This is a genomic window from Corallococcus terminator, assembly GCF_049194865.1.
Taxonomy (GTDB): domain Bacteria; phylum Myxococcota; class Myxococcia; order Myxococcales; family Myxococcaceae; genus Myxococcus; species Myxococcus terminator_A.
Window position 1 is genome coordinate 219,246 of the sequence record NZ_JBLZWL010000104.1, and the last position, 15,915, is coordinate 235,160.

General features: G+C 67.0%; 15 protein-coding genes and 1 pseudogene. 9 read left to right on the forward strand and 7 right to left on the reverse strand.

The window, feature by feature from the left end; genetic code table 11:
• Positions 1–5 precede the first annotated feature (5 nt).
• Positions 6–2,855, reverse strand: coding sequence for a cation-translocating P-type ATPase (locus ACN469_RS31735; RefSeq protein WP_498773989.1), 2,850 nt, complete (start codon positions 2,853–2,855; stop codon positions 6–8).
• A 188-nt stretch (positions 2,856–3,043) separates the two neighbouring features.
• Here ACN469_RS31735 and ACN469_RS31740 point away from each other — a divergent pair, with 188 nt between their 5' ends.
• From ACN469_RS31740 to ACN469_RS31755, 4 genes are all read left to right on the forward strand, one after another.
• A complete protein-coding gene (locus tag ACN469_RS31740; RefSeq protein ID WP_498773991.1) occupies positions 3,044–4,210 on the forward strand; it encodes a HEAT repeat domain-containing protein in 1,167 nt (388 codons plus the stop codon).
• Complete coding sequence (locus ACN469_RS31745; protein WP_498773993.1) at positions 4,210–5,196, forward strand: HEAT repeat domain-containing protein; 987 nt, start codon at positions 4,210–4,212, stop codon at positions 5,194–5,196. The genes ACN469_RS31740 and ACN469_RS31745 overlap by 1 nt, the downstream gene beginning before the upstream one ends.
• Before the next feature lie 41 nt (positions 5,197–5,237).
• A complete protein-coding gene (locus tag ACN469_RS31750; protein WP_498773995.1) occupies positions 5,238–5,786 on the forward strand; it encodes a M23 family metallopeptidase in 549 nt (182 codons plus the stop codon).
• 201 nt (positions 5,787–5,987) lie between these two features.
• Positions 5,988–6,797: a hypothetical protein gene (locus tag ACN469_RS31755; protein ID WP_498773997.1), complete on the forward strand. Its 810-nt coding sequence runs from the start codon at positions 5,988–5,990 to the stop codon at positions 6,795–6,797.
• A 198-nt stretch (positions 6,798–6,995) separates the two neighbouring features.
• Here the strand turns inward: ACN469_RS31755 and ACN469_RS31760 are convergent, their stop codons facing one another.
• The gene (locus tag ACN469_RS31760) at positions 6,996–7,388 is read right to left on the reverse strand and encodes a C40 family peptidase (RefSeq protein ID WP_498773999.1); all 393 of its coding nucleotides are present in this window, start codon (positions 7,386–7,388) and stop codon (positions 6,996–6,998) included.
• Positions 7,389–7,420: 32 nt separating this feature from the next.
• On the opposite strand from ACN469_RS31760, the gene ACN469_RS31765 reads away from it, so the two are divergent.
• Entirely contained in the window at positions 7,421–8,839 is a 1,419-nt protein-coding gene (locus ACN469_RS31765) for a hypothetical protein (protein WP_498774001.1), read from the forward strand.
• A gap of 188 nt (positions 8,840–9,027) precedes the next feature.
• Here ACN469_RS31765 and ACN469_RS31770 read toward each other — a convergent pair whose 3' ends face one another.
• Together ACN469_RS31770 and ACN469_RS31775 are read right to left on the reverse strand one after the other, a co-directional pair.
• Entirely contained in the window at positions 9,028–9,729 is a 702-nt protein-coding gene (locus ACN469_RS31770) for a DUF4145 domain-containing protein (protein ID WP_498774003.1), read from the reverse strand.
• Positions 9,730–9,823: 94 nt separating this feature from the next.
• A complete protein-coding gene (locus tag ACN469_RS31775; protein ID WP_498774141.1) occupies positions 9,824–9,997 on the reverse strand; it encodes a hypothetical protein in 174 nt (57 codons plus the stop codon).
• 180 nt (positions 9,998–10,177) lie between these two features.
• On the opposite strand from ACN469_RS31775, the gene ACN469_RS31780 reads away from it, so the two are divergent.
• From ACN469_RS31780 to ACN469_RS31790, 3 genes and pseudogenes are all read left to right on the forward strand, one after another.
• Entirely contained in the window at positions 10,178–11,308 is a 1,131-nt protein-coding gene (locus ACN469_RS31780) for a hypothetical protein (RefSeq protein WP_498774005.1), read from the forward strand.
• Positions 11,309–11,358: 50 nt separating this feature from the next.
• Positions 11,359–12,758, forward strand: a protein-coding gene (locus ACN469_RS31785; protein WP_498768365.1) for an IS3 family transposase whose coding sequence is annotated in 2 segments (ribosomal slippage) — positions 11,359–11,716 and positions 11,716–12,758 — 1,401 coding nt in all. Because the reading frame shifts where the segments join, the coding sequence is not laid out codon by codon here.
• A gap of 53 nt (positions 12,759–12,811) precedes the next feature.
• Positions 12,812–13,009 (forward strand): annotated as a pseudogene (locus tag ACN469_RS31790) (hypothetical protein); the annotation flags it as partial.
• Positions 13,010–13,045: 36 nt separating this feature from the next.
• Here ACN469_RS31790 and ACN469_RS31795 read toward each other — a convergent pair.
• Positions 13,046–13,852, reverse strand: a complete 807-nt coding sequence (locus tag ACN469_RS31795) for a helix-turn-helix domain-containing protein (RefSeq protein ID WP_498774007.1) — start codon at positions 13,850–13,852, stop codon at positions 13,046–13,048.
• 133 nt (positions 13,853–13,985) lie between these two features.
• Between ACN469_RS31795 and ACN469_RS31800 the strand changes: the two genes are divergently transcribed.
• Entirely contained in the window at positions 13,986–14,390 is a 405-nt protein-coding gene (locus tag ACN469_RS31800) for a hypothetical protein (protein WP_498774009.1), read from the forward strand.
• A 49-nt stretch (positions 14,391–14,439) separates the two neighbouring features.
• Here ACN469_RS31800 and tpx read toward each other — a convergent pair whose 3' ends face one another.
• A complete protein-coding gene (gene tpx, locus ACN469_RS31805) occupies positions 14,440–14,958 on the reverse strand; it encodes a thiol peroxidase (protein ID WP_498774011.1) in 519 nt (172 codons plus the stop codon).
• Positions 14,959–14,976: 18 nt separating this feature from the next.
• Entirely contained in the window at positions 14,977–15,909 is a 933-nt protein-coding gene (locus ACN469_RS31810) for an ROK family protein (RefSeq protein ID WP_498774013.1), read from the reverse strand.
• Between the last annotated feature and the right edge of the window lie 6 nt (positions 15,910–15,915).

Sequence of the window (15,915 nt, forward strand, 5' to 3'; positions counted from 1 at the left end):
GTCCCTCACGCCGGCAGGCGCTGACGCGGCCCCGGAGGCGGCGTGTGTTCCTCATCCTCGCGCTCGTGCGAGCCGGAGTGCCCCACCGGACCGCCGTCCTTGCGCCCGCGCAGCCACTTCTCCAGCCCCACCACCGGCACCACCACCGCGCCCACCAGCACGGACAGGCCAATCGCATCCAGTGACAGCGGCGCGGTGCCGAAGATGCGCCGCATGAAGGGCACGTACATGAAGGCGAGCTGCAGGAGCACCAGCGTGCCAATCCCCATGAACACGGAGGGGTTGCTGAACAGTCCCACCTTGCGCAGCGAGCCGGTCAGCGTGCGGCACATCACCATGTAGAAAATCTGGAAGCTGATGACGGTGTTCACCGCCATCGTCTGCGCCTCGGCCAGCGCCCGCGCGTGCCCCACCTCCGGCACCTCGTGCGAGTACTCCCAGAGGAACAGGCCAATGGCGCCCGCCGTCATCAGCAGGGCGACGAGGCCCGTGCGCATCACGATGAAGTGGCTGAGCACCGGCGCGTCCGGACTTCGGGGCCTGCGCCGCATGATGTCCGACTCGCGCGCCTCGAACGCGAGCGGCAACGCGAGCGACACGGTGGCCACCAGGTTTATCCAGAGCAGCTGCGTGGGCAGCATCGCCATCAGCGGCACCGGCCCGCCGCCGAAGTCCTGGATGGGGAAGAAGGCCACGCCGCACAGGAGGATGAGCGCCAGGCCCAGGTTCGTGGGCAGCACGAAGGCCAGCGACTTGATGAGGTTGTCGTAGACGCGCCGCCCCTCCTCCACCGCCGCCGCGATGGAGGCGAAGTTGTCATCCGCGAGGACGATGTCCGCCGCCTCCTTGGACACCGCCGTGCCGGTGATGCCCATGGCCACGCCGATGTTCGCCTGCTTGAGCGCGGGAGCGTCGTTGACGCCATCCCCCGTCATCGCCACCACATGCCGCCGCTGCTGGAGCGCGCGCACCAGCCGCAGCTTGTGCTCCGGTGCCACGCGCGCGAAGACATTCGTGCGCTCGGCCACGTCCGCCAGCTCCTCGTCGTTCAGCGCCCCCAGCTTCGCGCCCACGACACCGGGCGTCCCCGGCTCATGCAACCCCAGCCGCGCGCCAATCGCCTCCGCCGTCGCCAGATGGTCGCCGGTAATCATCTTCACGACGATGCCCGCCTCGTGACACGCCCGCACCGCCTCGATGGCTTCCTCGCGTGGCGGGTCCATCATCCCCTCCAGCCCCAGCAGCTCCAGGCCGCCCTCCACGTCCTCCATCGCCACGGTGTCCCGAGCCTCCGGCAGCTCGCGCGAGGCCACGGCCAGCACGCGCATTCCCCGCCGCGCCAGGCGCTCCACCTCCGCGAGCACCTCCTCGCTCGACGCGGCGCCCTCCGGCGCGCACCGCGCCAGCACGGCCTCGGGCGCGCCCTTGAGGAGCAGCACGCGGCCTCCCTGGCCATCGTCATGCAGGGTGGCCATGAACTGGTGCTCGGACTCGAAGGGGATGGCGTCCACCCGGTGGAAGCGCTCGCGAGCCTCCTCCACGCCGAGGCCCGCCTTCTCCGCCGCCACCACCAGCGCGCCTTCCGTGGGGTCTCCCGTCATCCGCCAGTCGCCGTCCTGGTCATGCAGCTCGGCGTCGTTGCACAGCGCGCCCGCGAGCAGCAGCTCCCGCACGTCCTCCGGCACCAGCAGCGCGCTGAGCGGAGGCCCGTCCCGGCGCAGCTCTCCCCGAGGCGCGTAGCCCACCCCGGTGACGGTGTAGCGCCCCGTCGGCGTCCACAGCGCCTGCACCGTCATCTCGTTGCGCGTCAGCGTGCCCGTCTTGTCCGAGCAGATGACGGTGGTGCTGCCCAGCGTCTCCACCGCGGGCAGCTTGCGGATGACGGCGCGCCGGGCCGCCATGCGCTGCACTCCGATGGCCAGGGCAATGGTGACGATGGCGGGCAGCCCCTCCGGAATCGCGGCCACCGCCAGGGTGATGGCCACCACCACGGCGTCGCTGAGTTCGTAGCCGCGCCACAGCCCCACCCCGAGCAGCAGGACGGACACCACGAGGATGGCCACGGTGATGACCTTGGCGATGCTCGCGAGCGCCTTCGTCAACGGCGTCTGGAGGTCCGTGGCGCCGCGGAGCATCTCCGAGATTCGGCCCAGCTCCGTGGCGCCGCCCGTGGCCACCACCACCGCCGTGGCCGCGCCGGACGTCACCAGCGTGCCGCCGAAGACGACGCTCGTCCTGTCGCCCAGCTCCGCGTCCGCCTCGACGGACGCGGGCTGCTTCGCCGCCGGCACCGACTCACCGGTGAGCGCGGCCTCCTCGATTTGGAGATTGCGGGAGGACACCAGCCGCATGTCCGCGGGCACCTTGTCGCCCGAGGCGAGCTCCACCACGTCGCCAGGCACCAGCTCCGCGGCCGGCACCGCGCGCTTGTCGCCATGCCGCACCACCGTGGCGTTCTCCGGCACCATCCGATTCAGCGCCTCGATGGCCTTGCCCGCGCGGAACTCCTGCACGAAGCCGATGAGGGTGTTGAGCACCACCACCGCCGCCACCACCAGCCCGTCCGTCACCTTCCCCATCACCACCGCGAGCACCGCCGAGACGATGAGCACCCAGATGAACGGGCTGTTCACCTGACGCCAGAGCAGCCGCAGCGGCCCTTCTCCCTTCTGGCGCTCCAGCACGTTGGGCCCGTGGCGCAGCAGCCGCTCTCGCGCCTGCTCGTCCGTCAACCCCTCCGCGCCGCTCTCCAGTTGCTCGAACACGCGCTCGGGCGGCAGGGCATGCCAGGGCACGGCTCCACGAGAAGACGCACGGGCGTCCTCTCCAGACGCGGCGGGTGGCGGCTCATGCATGGGACTCCCCCTGCCAGGCATCGGCGGTGATGGGAGGCTTAAAGCTATGTCCGCCTCCTCTTCGCGCCCCACGCCCGCCCTCGGAGGGAGCAGGCATCGTCACCCGCTCGTGACAAAGGCATTGCCCTTCGCGCATTTTCCAAGTAATCAAGAATTCACAGCTTTAACCACCTATCGACTTTCTCCTGATGACCTTCAGAAAGCCTGGTTGGGCCCTGGTGGGCGCGGTGCTGGTGGCCTCGGCCATCGCGCTGCTGCTCTTCCGCGGGACTCCTCCTTCCTCCGCGGACAGCACCGACTCCGTGAGTGCCGTGAGGCAGCCCACCTCGAGCGGCGTCCTGGTCGGCACGCCTTCGGGCGCGTCGCCTCCCACCGAGCCGACACCGGCGATTGAGCAGCTCCCGATGCCGGGGTGCTGGGACGGGCTGCGACAGCTCGACAAGACAGCCACGCTGGACTCGCTGCGCGAGGCGCTGGCCGTGGCGGTGGGCAATCGGGACAACCTGCTGGCGGCGTACCTCCAGGAGCGCCTGACGGAGCTGGTGGGCCAGGACGCGGGCCGCGCGCTCCAAGTCGTCGAGTGGGCGAAGCAGGCCAGTCCTCCGCAGCTGGGGCTCTACCTGGACGCCCTCAAGGCCGCGCCGGCCGTGCACGACGCCAAGGTGTCGGAGGCGCTGCTGAAGCTGGGCGAGGACAAGAGCCTGCCGCTGCAGAACCGCTCGGCGGCGCTGGACGCGCTGGAGACGCAGCGTCGGCTGTCCCCCGGTGACCTCGCGCGGCTGAAGGCCGTGGCGCTGGACGAGACGACGGACTCCACCGCGTGGGTGGCCACTCGCACCCTGGGCCGGGTGATGAAGGAGGACTTCGAGCGCACCGGGACTCATGCCCCGTACTGGAAGGAGCTGCTCTCCATCGCCGGGCAGTCGGATGACATGGCGGTGCGGCTGCTCGCGCTGGAGATGCCGTCGTATTCCAACCCGCTCATCGGCTCGGAGTCCTTCGATGAGTTGAAGCGCATCCTCACCACGGACCGCGAGCGCGACGTGCGGGAGATGGCCGCCTTCCGGCTCGGCGTCACCCGTGAGCCGGAGGAGGCCTTGAAAATCTACGAGGCGGCCTTCGAGAAGGAGCACGACGTCTGCGTGCGCTGGGCCATCTTCCGCTTCGCCGTGCGCGCCGCCGGGGAGCAGGCGCTGCCGCTGCTGGCGAGGCTCGCCGCGAAGGACCCGCGCTTCCAGCGCGACTACGCGGAGTTCAAGCAGCTCTATGCCTCGGGCGCGGTGGACTTCGCCCGCATCTGGCTGGGCAAGGGCGAGCACCACGCGTGCCTCGTCGAGGAAGGAGCGCCGCACTGATGGACGCCCTCGTGAGGAAGCACCTGGGGCGCGCGCTGCTGGTGTCCGCCCTGGTGTCCGGAGCGCTGCCCGCGAGCGCGGCCCCGCCCCTGCTGACACCTTCCACGTGCACGGTGGAGACGATGCTGGTGGACGTGCGCGCGGCGCTGAAGGACGGCTCACCCGCGCTGCGGCGCTACGTGAAGGTGCGGCTGCGCGAGGCGGCGCTGGCCCTGCCCGTCGCGGAGCTGCAAGCCGCGCTGGAGCGGGAGCGCGAGCCGGAGGTGCTGGAGGCCCTGGGCGCGGCGCTGGCCACCAAGGCGAGCCACGCCGAGTCACCCACGCTGGTGCAGCCGCTGCTCGCCCGGGCCGCTGGAGACGCGGACCCGGCCGCGCGCGCGGCGGCGGTGCGTGCTCTGCGGGCCACGCCCTCCGTGGAGTTCATGGCGAAGAACGGCGGCGTGGTGACGTACGAGCAGCTCGCGCGGGACTCGTCCCCCGAGGTGCGCCGGGCCGTGGCCGACAACCTGCTGGAGGAGAGCGCGCAGGTGTACTCCGGCCATGACCGCGCGGTGTCGGAGACGGCGGTGGCGGTGGCGACCTCGACGGAGGACCCGGCGGTGGCGGCGAAGCTCCTGGGCGAGATTTCCATGGAGGCCGTGGGCCACGAGGCGGTGGAGCGCGTCACCGGACAGCTGAAATCGGAGGACCCGGGCCTGCGCGCGGCGGCGGCCACGGCGCTGGGCGGCGTGCCGGGAGCGGAGGCGGAGGGGGCGCGGCGCTCGCTGGTGGAGGCCTTCCGGCGCGACACGAATCCGGCGGTGCGCAAGGCGGCGCTGGAGGGAATCGCCCGGCTGGGTCAGTCCTCCGCGCGGCCCCTGTTGGAGTCACTGCGCGGCGTGGACGCGAGCATGGACTTGGAAATCGACGCGTGGCTGTCCGCGCTGAAGCTCAACCTCCAGGAGTGGCACCTGCTGCTGCGCGAGAAGCAGCGGCTGCGGAGGTGACCCCTGCATCACCGCAGCGAAACAACTCAGAGGAGGTTTTCATGAAGGGAATGAAGTGGATGTTGGCCACGGTGGCGCTCACCGTGGCGGGATGGGCCACCAGCGCGATGTCCGCGACGGCGGTGGGCGCCATCTGTGACACGGCCGCTCGCGTGGGCTCCACGACGTACTACTCGTGCTCGGGCAGCAGCCACAACGCGCTCGACATGAGCAACGGCACGTGCAGCGAGTGGAACCACCGGGGGATGATCAACGTCAGCCGCTACTACGCCTACTACGGCGGCTGTGCGAACAACTGCAGTGGAGGCACCACCTGTAACGGTGGCGCGGGCAACTACTACGTCGTCACCGGCGCCACTGGCTGGGACTTCCGTCAGCTCCACCTGAACTCCAACGTGTCCTCCGGCTCCAAGACGTGTGACCGCTGCGCGCTGGGCCTCGTGGGCTCCACGGGCAACTCCACTGGCGCGCACGTGCACGCGGACAACCGTCAGTACGGCACCCGCAAGACGGCCTGGTACACCAGCGTCGGCACCACGTGCGGCTCCAGTGCGTACTGCAGCAATCGCGTGGGTACCCCCACGCTGTAGTCGCTGTCGCCACACCCCGCGCCCCGCTCCGGCTCCCCTATGGCCGGAACGGGGCGTCCCTATTTTCAGGCGTCGGAGTGACGCGCCGCCTCGGCCGCGGCCTGGCGCAACAGCGCCCCCGTCGCCGCGTCCGCCGACGTGTCGGACCGAACAGAGAACCTCTGTCTTTCTCCCTTGCCGGGGCAATCACAGGAGGCGTCGATGTTCGTGCGTCGAAGCTGGGCCGTGGTGTTGCTGCTGCTCCTCCCCAGCGTGGCGTGGACGGAGGCGAGCACCACGCCCCACGTCGTGCCGGAAGGGGACGCTCTCGCCATCGAGCGGGATGAGGAGGTGCCGCTCGAACCGGTCTCCGAGGCGCGTGAGCTTGAACCCGAGGCGGCACCTCCATCAACAGACACCACCGAGGCGGGCTCGCGGTGGACGAGGTTGCTGCGCATGGAGGCGACGTCGCTGACGCTCCTGCCACGGCGCGGCGCGCGGGAGGACGAGGGCCTCGTGCAACTGGAGCCCACCGTGCGGCTGGCGAAGCGAGGGACGTTTCGCCTCAACCTGGGGGCACCGGTGCGGCTGCGGCTGTGGGGCGGTGGAGAAGGCGCCGGCCCGGTGAGGAGGGAGGACTGGGACACGCTGTCCGACTGGGGGCAGGTGGTGCGCAGTCTCACCGTGGGCGGCGACGCGCCGAACTTCTTGTGGGTGGGCGCGCTGGAGTCCTACACGTTGCTGTCCGGGCACCTGGTGCGCCGGTACAACAACCGTGGCAACCCGGACTACTGTTGCCGCGCACGCTTTTTGATGGTTCCACGGCGTTCCACGGACCGGCTCGTTGATGGGCACCTCCAGCAAACGCGCGAAACCACTGGAGTCCATCACGAACGTGCGCGGCCGGGTGTCACCGCCGATGATGGCCTCTTCTTGAGGCGATTCTCCTTGGGGAATCGACGGTTGCAGCTTGAGCCGGAGCACGAGGCGGCTCAAGGCTGCCCGGCGGGCACCGCCGCCAGGCGGCCGTAGGGCCTTGAACCGACTCGGGATTCCGGCGTCCATCATCTAGCCGGCTCACCCGGCCATCAACAAGCGTGCTCGGCAACACTCAGGGGTGTGCGGACCGCCGTCCCGACTGCTCCAACTCAAGGTCCGCTTGGCCGACCCCGGGGAGATCCGCTTGGCCGACCCCGCTACGAACAGCTTGGGTGACCCGCCTGCGATCCATTACCCCGGTCCGTTACACCAGTGCCCCACCGGCACGTTGACGATGAGCCAGGGTAGGCCCCAGCGCTCACACATGACGCGGTCCGCCTCGCTCGGCTCCGGGGCGGCATTGGGGTGGGAGTGGACCACGGCCACCACCTCCCCGTCCGCCTCGGCCCGAGCGAAGTCCTCGGGCGCCAAGTGGAAGTGGGCCTGGCCCTCAGCGAGGTTCCGATAGGGCCGGTACGTCAGCTCACCCGCGACTCGCACAACTAATCCGCAAGACTCACGGGGGTACTCAGCCCATGCGTGCGCTAGGCTCGCCAGAACGATGAACTGGGGAAACTCCTGCCAAGGAACGGGTAGCATCCACAGACTCCAAGGCGACTCGCGTATTCGCCGAGGTCCAGTCATCGACTACTGCGTGGACACAGTCCATTGTCGACATGAGTCAGGAACACCTGGAGCTGTCTCCAGCGCCGAGATTCCTCAAGGCGCATGAAAGCACTCATCCCATGAACACAGACCTAGTCGAACTCGTAAGCCGGCAGCTGGCATTCCTTCTTCGCCAAAGCGACACAGCCTTTTTGCGAGAATTGCGGCGCACAATTGACGCACTTCGCCGTGAACCTCGCATCGCCGCGATTCTCGATGATGAAAAGCAGTCAGCAGCCCGCGAACTCAAGGAGTTCGCGCAACAATGCGCAGATCACGCAAGAGAACTATCCGCCATCAAAGACGAGTTCATAACCCTGTGCCCCACTAGCGACGACTCAGACACCGAAAGACCCACGGACTTCCATTGGGGCGACCCATGGTTGGACACCTTCTCCTGCTTCAACGCAATCACCAAAGGGGAATCCGTTCAGGTCATTCCCGACATGCTCGACTGGAGCCCCCCCGCATCTCTACTCATAATCTTGCGCCGCAGAATCGAACACCTCAAAGTCACAACAAACAACGAAAGTCTTCGCGAGAATCTCGAAGCACTTGAGGAACGACGAGCTCAACTTGCGACATCCCACACACGAGCTTGGCGCCTCCACAGAGATACAGAGGCAAGTTCCCCCGGTGTTGCGGTGCTATACATCGAAAGCTTCCTCGACCACCTTATCTCGGACCGTTACCACACCTTGACTCCCAGCATCGAACACTACCGAGAAGTGCACAACCTTCCTCACCCCTACATGCTTCATAAGTTTCTGTACGAAAAGAGCACTACCGCCGACAAGCAGGAACTGACCATGGCCGTCACTGCCCTCAAAGAGACACTCGACCGCCTTTCCCAGATCGTAATCACGCGCATTGGCACGGCGCGGTCTCTCCTTGCAGTATTCGATCGTTTCAAGATCCGCTGTGAGTGGCACGATCGGCGTCGAATGTCTGCCCTCGCAGACGAGATGGCTGAAGAGGGCAAGAAGTCCCAGACGGAGACGATCCTCACCGAAGAGCTTGTTCGATACCTATTTGACCAGGGACTCAACCCGATTTCCGAAGTTCCGACGGCCGGCCTGCGACCCGACATTCTGGAGCCCACCCGGCTATATGTCGAAGCAAAACAGTACAAGGGCAACAGCCCCAGGTCTTACCTCATCAGGGGCATTCACCAAATGCACGAGACGATTGGCCGTCTGCGTGGCTCTCACTATGCAATACGCGAAGCGTTTTTCGTAGTTTTTCGCAGAGCAGGCCCATTGGTTGATCTGCCAGAGAAGGTAGTCTATGGCGACTGGACGCTCTACCCACGACTTATCGACCTGGCTCCATCCGACAGCTCTGGCAGCCGCGCATCTCCGCGAATTTCAATTATGGAAGCGGATTTCCATCCCAAGGAAGCATCCACAGAACCCACCATCAAGCCGTAAGCCCAATCAGCCACCTCCGACGTTCACCGCAGTAGCCCAACCCCCGGAAAGCCCCCGTACGGCAGCACAGCAGTGGCACCAAACCGCGCCTTGCAGCTTGAGAGGCGCGCTTCCCACACCTGTCCTGGGCTGTATCCCTCAGTGGGCATGTCGTCGCCCAGCGCAACGGGCGAATCGGGCAGCTAACTCTATTTCTTCTTCGCACCACTCGCCCGCGCCGCAGCCCTAGCCTTCTGTGTCTGCTTCTTGATGCGTCCCTCCCGCAGACGCGCCGCACTCGCCGGAGCGATATAGATTGTATTCAGCAGAGTCTCAACAATCGCCAAGCCGTCTTCAACATCCTTCCTGGAGGGCGGCTCGACCTCATGAATTGCTGCATTGCCAAGGTACCGCTCTTCATGAAGGAGATCCGCCTGCGGCTGAGCAAGAAGGTTCTGGCTGACGAGGCCATTGATTTTCTGTTGAAGATTTCCACCAGGCGCACTTGCATTTAGACAAATCGCCTCAACAATCGCCCTAAGCCCAGCGCCTGCAAGGATAAGAGTCCCAGCATTGAGAGCCAGGACAGTCTCCTTGTAAATGCGATACACCTCAAGAGGCAATCCCGCCGAGTCGGCAATTACTGCCTCGCGCGAGTTCGCCGCGAACTCCGGGTAGACCTTAATAGAGGCCCCATGTTCTTCCTCATTTGGGTCAAGGTTCTCGGAGTCCCAGGACGCAGCCCGGAATCGAACTGCGTCACACCCGAGGCACTGAACAATTTGGTACTTTTCGCCACCCCACATGAACAGGTCTTCCCACGTATTAATGTGCTCGCGAAGAACCTTGTGATTCCGACCCTTCCCACCGCAGGCTACACACACCACCTTCACAGTTTCGTTTTCAGGCATAGCCCCACCCAGTCGCGCACGGACGTCAAAGCTCGACTCCAATCTTACCACCGCTCACGCACACTGTGAGCGCGACCAGCGCGGACGGCTCACATCACCGGAGCAGCCCCACCCCCGGAAACCCTCCATACGGAAGGACTGCCGTAGCCCCGAACCGCGCCTTGCAGCTTGAGAGCCGCTTCCCGCACCGGTCCTCGGTGGGACTGGACGTCGGCGTGTCGTCGGCCTTCGCCACCGGCGGCCCCGCGTAGCCGCACCCGGTGAACATCCGCCGACCTGGGTTCCAGCTCAAGATGAAGGTTCAAAGGGTCCGCCTCGTCTATGAAGGTCATCAACTCAAGCCCATGAAGCTGGAAACGTTGGAGGCCGCCCTGGATGCTGTCAGACAGGACGTCGATGGGGTGGATGTGGTGTTCCAATGAGCAGGCCCGAGTCTCGTAGAGCGAACATGGACGACCATCTCCTGCTTTCGTTCGACGGCGCTTTTGATCATCAGGCAGAACTCGAGCGCGAGTTGGAGCCCTTCCTTGAAGCTCTTGAGTCGGGTGCCGGCGAGTGGATGCCGGACATCGTCAAGGGGAAGCGGCGACAGAGCTACTCGCGTGCTGCCCTCTGGAAAGCACTGAGGGAGGAGCGCGGCGAACGGAGCACCTCCGTTGGGCTCTATCGCAAGAAGTGGCCTGTGCTGGATATGTCGCTCCGGCTCAGGTTTCCGCCGCTTCATCCAAGCCTCCAAGTCTGGATCGACGTGCATCCCCTCGCCCTCTTCGCAGAGAAGGCAGGCTGTAGAAGCTTCATCGAAATGGTCCGGGCTTGGGCCATCCACTACCCGACTCCATATGCTTCGGCTCACAGCATGGCTGACCGTGAGTTGGCGGGCTTCCCCCATTTCGACCGTGAAGCCGAGGTATCTCGGAGGGATGGCTTCGACAAGGTCTATGCGGTGTGCTGGCTGAATGTCTTTGGCCCGAAGTTGGTGGAGACCGTGGGTCGAGAGCGGATGCTCTCGACGCCTGCGTACCTCGTGGAGGAACTCCCCAACGGCTCCGTCCTCCTGGTGCTGCGGCCCACTGCCGCGGACTTCGACAGCGAGGAATCGCGCGTGGCGCAGGCCCGAGCCCATGTCCACCTGCGGCCGGACCTCGACTTCGACACAGTGCTGCGCACACTGAGGGAGCGCAGCGCCGCATTCGTCCCCGTCGAGCCGCGCTTCCACCCTGACCTGGCGCCGCTCCTGGCTCGGCTTCCGGACGAGTTCGGTATCAGCGAGCGACAACGGAAGATCGCCGAACTCAACGCCTTCCGGCCACCCGACCCGGAGGAGTGGCTGCCAGTCGCGTTGCCGTCAGACGTGGAGAACCCGGAGCGCGTCCTCACTTCCTACGGAGACCTGTCCGAGGGCCTCGTGGCGGTGCTGCACACGAAGGTGCCCTCCATCATGGATGCGACACCTGAGTCCCTCACGGACCTGGACTTCTACTTCTGGCAAGAGAGCTTCCCGGAGAGGTACGAGCGGCAACTCATCGATGGGCACACCACACCGGCGCTCGGGGCCTACCCTCTCTGCCAACGTGAGTGAGACAGTCCGTACCGAGCAGTTTAGTGTGCAGGGCGACCCAGGCAGGGACGATGAAACCGGTGGTGGAAGAAGCGCGGGTCAGGGAGACCGAGGTGGAGGAGAAGGCGCGGCGCCGAGGCTTCACGGCAGAGTACAAGTTGCGGGTGCTCGCGGAGGCAGACCGCTGCTCGAAGCCCGGTGAAGTGGGAGCACTGCTTCGCCGGGAAGGGCTGTACTCGTCGCTGCTGAGCGTGTGGCGGCGCCAGCGCAATGAAGGGGAGCTGTCGGCGCAGAATCCGAAGAAGCGCGGCCCGCCGGCGAAGGTCCCCGACGCGAGTGCCCGGCGCGTCGCGGAGCTGGAGAAGGAGTTGGCCCGGGCCCAGGTGCGCCTCAAGCGAGCCGAGGCCCTGCTGGACCTCCAAAAAAAAGTATCGGAAATCCTCGGAGTGGAACTGCCCAAGCCCGACGAGGAGCCCTGATGCAAGTGGCGAGGGAGGCGGTTGGCCAGTGGGGCGTGGCGCCCGTGTGCCAGGCACTGGGCCTGGCTCGCGCCACCTTCTACCGAGGGGCCCAGCCGAAGCAGGAGTCGGTGCCCAGGGCCAGCCCACCGCGAGCCCTGCCGCCCGAGCAGCGGGCCGAGGTGCTCGCGGTGCTGCATGAGCCGAGATTCGCGGATGCCGCGCCCGCGGAAGTCTACGCGCAGCTGCTCGACGAGGGCCGCTACCTGTGCTCGGAGCGCACCATGTACCGGATGCTCGCCAGCAACCACGAGGTGCGCGAGCGACGCAACCAGTTGCGCCACCCCAACCACCCGGTGCCCCAACTGCACGCGACGAAACCCAATGAACTCTGGAGCTGGGATATCACCAAGCTGCACGGCCCGACGAAGTGGACGTACTTCTACCTCTACGTCGTCCTGGACGTCTTCAGTCGCTACGTCGTTGGCTGGATGGTGGCGCATCGCGAGTCGGCCACCCTGGCCCAGAAGCTGCTGGCGCAGACCTGCGAACGCCAGGGGATAGTGCCCGGCCAGTTGACGATTCACGCCGACCGAGGCTCCTCGATGACCTCCAAGCCGGTGGCCCTGCTGATGGCCGACCTGGGCGTCACCAAGACGCACTCCAGGCCTCATGTCTCCAACGACAACCCCTTCAGTGAGGCGCACTTCAAGACGATGAAGTACCGGCCTGACTTCCCCCAGTGCTTCGGCTGCCTCCACGACGCTCGCGGCTTCTGCGGTGACTTCTTCGGCTGGTACAACCAGGAGCATCACCACGCGGGCCTCGGCCTGCTCACGCCCTACGACGTGCACCACGGCCTGGCTGCCCAGCGCATCGCCACCCGAGCCGCAGTGCTCGCTGCCGCCTACGCCTCTCACCCCGAGCGCTTCCCCCGCGGCCCTCCCAAGCCTCAGTCGCTTCCGAACGCCGTCTGGATAAACGACCCCGCGCGGCTCTCCGCCTCTCAGTAGACCACGCAGTATTCTCACCAATTCTCTGTCTCATCCGCGTTGACAGGTTCCGCTATCTGGGTGACGTGTTGGTGCGGCGGTTGGGCGGGACGTGGGTGCTGCGCCAGAAGCGGGAGGAGTCCCAGGTGCGCGTGGGCAAGCGCGTCTGGCTGCCGTTCCTCCGCGCCCGCCGGTACATGCAGTCCCGCCAGGCACTGCTGGACTACTCGCTCACCCAGTTCTTCCGTGAGGCAGAGCGGTACCGGGATTGACCTGGCACTGCCACTCCTCGCCGAGCCGAGCAGGAATCACGCGTCGGAGTGCCGCGCCGCCTCGGCCGCGGCCTTGCGCAACAGCTCCCCCGTCGCCGCGTCCGCCGGGAAGAACGACTCAATCGCCAGCTCCGACAGGGTGATGTCCACCGGCGTGCCGAACACCGTCGTCGTGCCGATGAACGACAGGATGCCTCGCGGCGTCTGGATTCGCAGCGGCACCACCACGCCCGCGAAGTCCGGCTCCGCCGCCCCGCTAGGCGCCCCCATCGCTCGCAGCTCGTCGAGCAGCGCCGCCAGCGTCACGTCCGCCGTGCTCGACACCTGTCTCTGCAGCCGCGTCAGCACGTGCGCGCGCCACTGCTCCAAATTAAGGATGCGCCGTCCCAGCCCCTCCGGATGCAGGCTCAGCCGCAGCACGTTGATGGGTGGCTGGAGCAGCTCCCCGGGCACGCCCTCCAGCAGCACGCCCACCGCGCGGTTGGCCGTGACGAGCTGCCAGTGCCGGTCCACCGCGAGCGCGGGATACGGCTCATGCCCGGAGAGCACCAGCTCCACCGCCTCGCGCGCCGCCCCCATCCGAGGCCCATCCAGCTCGTTCTCCGAATAGACAGGCGCGAAGCCCGCGGCCACCAACAGCGCATTGCGCTCGCGCAGCGGCACGTCCAGCTCCTCGGCCAGGTGCAGCAGCATGTCCCGGCTCGGCGTGGAGCGCCCCGTCTCCAGGAAGCTCACATGGCGCGCGGACACATCCGCGCGGCACGCCAGGTCCAACTGGCTCAACGAGCGGCGCTGGCGCCACTCCCGCAGCAACTCTCCCACCGGACGGCTCGGCATCATCATGCCCCTGACACTAGGAACGCGGGGGAAGCGCTCCAATTACCTCGCACGTAATCGACTTCAAATCCCCCGGCGCGCAATTTGTGTCTCACACGGCGACCGGATGCTCCGGCGCCGCTTCGCCAAGGACACTTCCATGAGCGCCATTCCCGCTTCCCGCACCCTGCTGGGCCACGTCCTGCTCGCCGACGGTCTCATCAGCGGCGCCACCGGGGCCCTGATGTTCTTCGCCGCCGGGCCCTTGAGTGACTTGCTGGGCCTGCACGTCACGCTGCTGCGCTCGGCGGGCTTCAGCCTGCTTCCCTTCGCCGCGCTGCTCGTCTTCCTGGCCATGCGCCCGCTCGTTCACCGAGCGCTCGTCTGGGCCATCATCGTCGCCAACGTGCTGTGGACGGTGGACAGCTTCGTCCTGCTCGCCTCGGGCTGGGTGCAGCCCACCCTCTGGGGTCAGGCCTTCACCCTGGTACAGGCCATTGCCGTGGCGGGCTTCACCTGCCTGGAGCTGATGGCCGTCAAGCAGGCCCGCGTGGTGCCCGCCTGAAGCGCCATGAAACACACCCGCGCCTGGAAGCGGCGCGGCGCTCGACGACTCAGAGCGCCTTGCGGACCGCTTCCAGCGCGGCGTCGTAGTCCGGCTCGTGCATCATCTCCGGGACGATTTCCCGGAAGACGACCTTGCCGTCACGACCCACCACGAAGGTGCTGCGCGCCAGGAGGCCCAGCTCCTTCATGAACAGGCCGTACTTCCGCGCGAACTCGCGGTTCTTGTAGTCCGACAGCACCGCGACGTTGTTGATGCCCTCCGCCGCGCTGAAGCGGTTGAGGGCGAAGGGCAGGTCCAGGCTCAGGTACCAGACCTTCACGTCCGGCCCCATCTCCGTCGCCTGCTTGTTGAACATGCGCAGCTGGATGGCGCAGACCTTGGTGTCCACGCTGGGCGCCACGCTCAACACAACCACTTGCCCCTTCAGCTCCGACAACTGATGGGACTCGAAGAACCCCTTGAACACAGTGAAGTCAGGCGCGACGTCGCCCACCTGCACCTGTCCATCCCCCTCCAGCGTCACCGGCCTTCCCCGGTAGGTGACCTGGTTCTTGAACTCGGCCATGAACCCGCGCTCCTCTCATCACGCGGCCAGCAACGCCGCACCAATGAGGCCGCTGTCGTCACCGAGCTCCGCGTCGGCGATGAGCAGCCCCTCGCGGGACGTCTGGGACGCCCACGCCCGCACACCCTCCAGCACCCGGCGCCGCATGCCGGGGCAGTGGTTCAACACCCCACCGCCCAGGATGAGTCGCGCCGGGTTCAACACCGTCACCTGGTTGGCCACCGCCAGTGCCAGGAACCGCGCGGCCCGCTCATACACCTCCAGGGCCGCCGCGTCGCCTGCTTCCGCCGCCTGCTCCAGCGTCACCGGCGTGAGCTTCGAGGCATCTCCCCCCACCAGCTCCGACAGTGCGGGCGAGCTCCCGGCCGCCAGCAGCTCTCGCGCCTGCGCGATGAGGTTGTGCCCGCCGGTATACGCCTCCAGGCACCCCTGCTCGCCACAGCCGCAGCGCCGGCCGTCCGGCACCACCTTGATGTGGCCCAGCTCTCCCGCCACGCCGCCCGCGCCATCCAGCAGCTGCCCACCCGCGATGATGGCGCTGCCCACGCCCGAGCCCACGAAGACCACCAGCAAGTCTTGAGCGCCGCGTCCCGCGCCCGCGTGAAACTCGCCCCAGGCGGCGGCGGACAGGTCGTTCACCACCTTCACCTTCTGCCCCAGCCGGTCCGTGAGCAGCTGGCCCAGCGGCACGTTGCGCCAGCCCAGGTTGGGGGCGACCGACAGCACGCCGGAGTCCTTGTGAATCTGCGCCGCCGCGCCCACGCCGCAGCCGCCCACCACGACGCCCGCGGACTTCACCGCCTCGGACGCCGCGCGAGCAATCGTCTCCACCACGCCGGAGGGACTGCGCTCCTCGAGGGCCACCTTCGACGATGCGAGCATCTTCCCCGCCTCGTCCACCACCGCGGCCCGGGCAAACGTTCCACCCAGGTCGATTCCAAGCGTCGCCATGGCGGT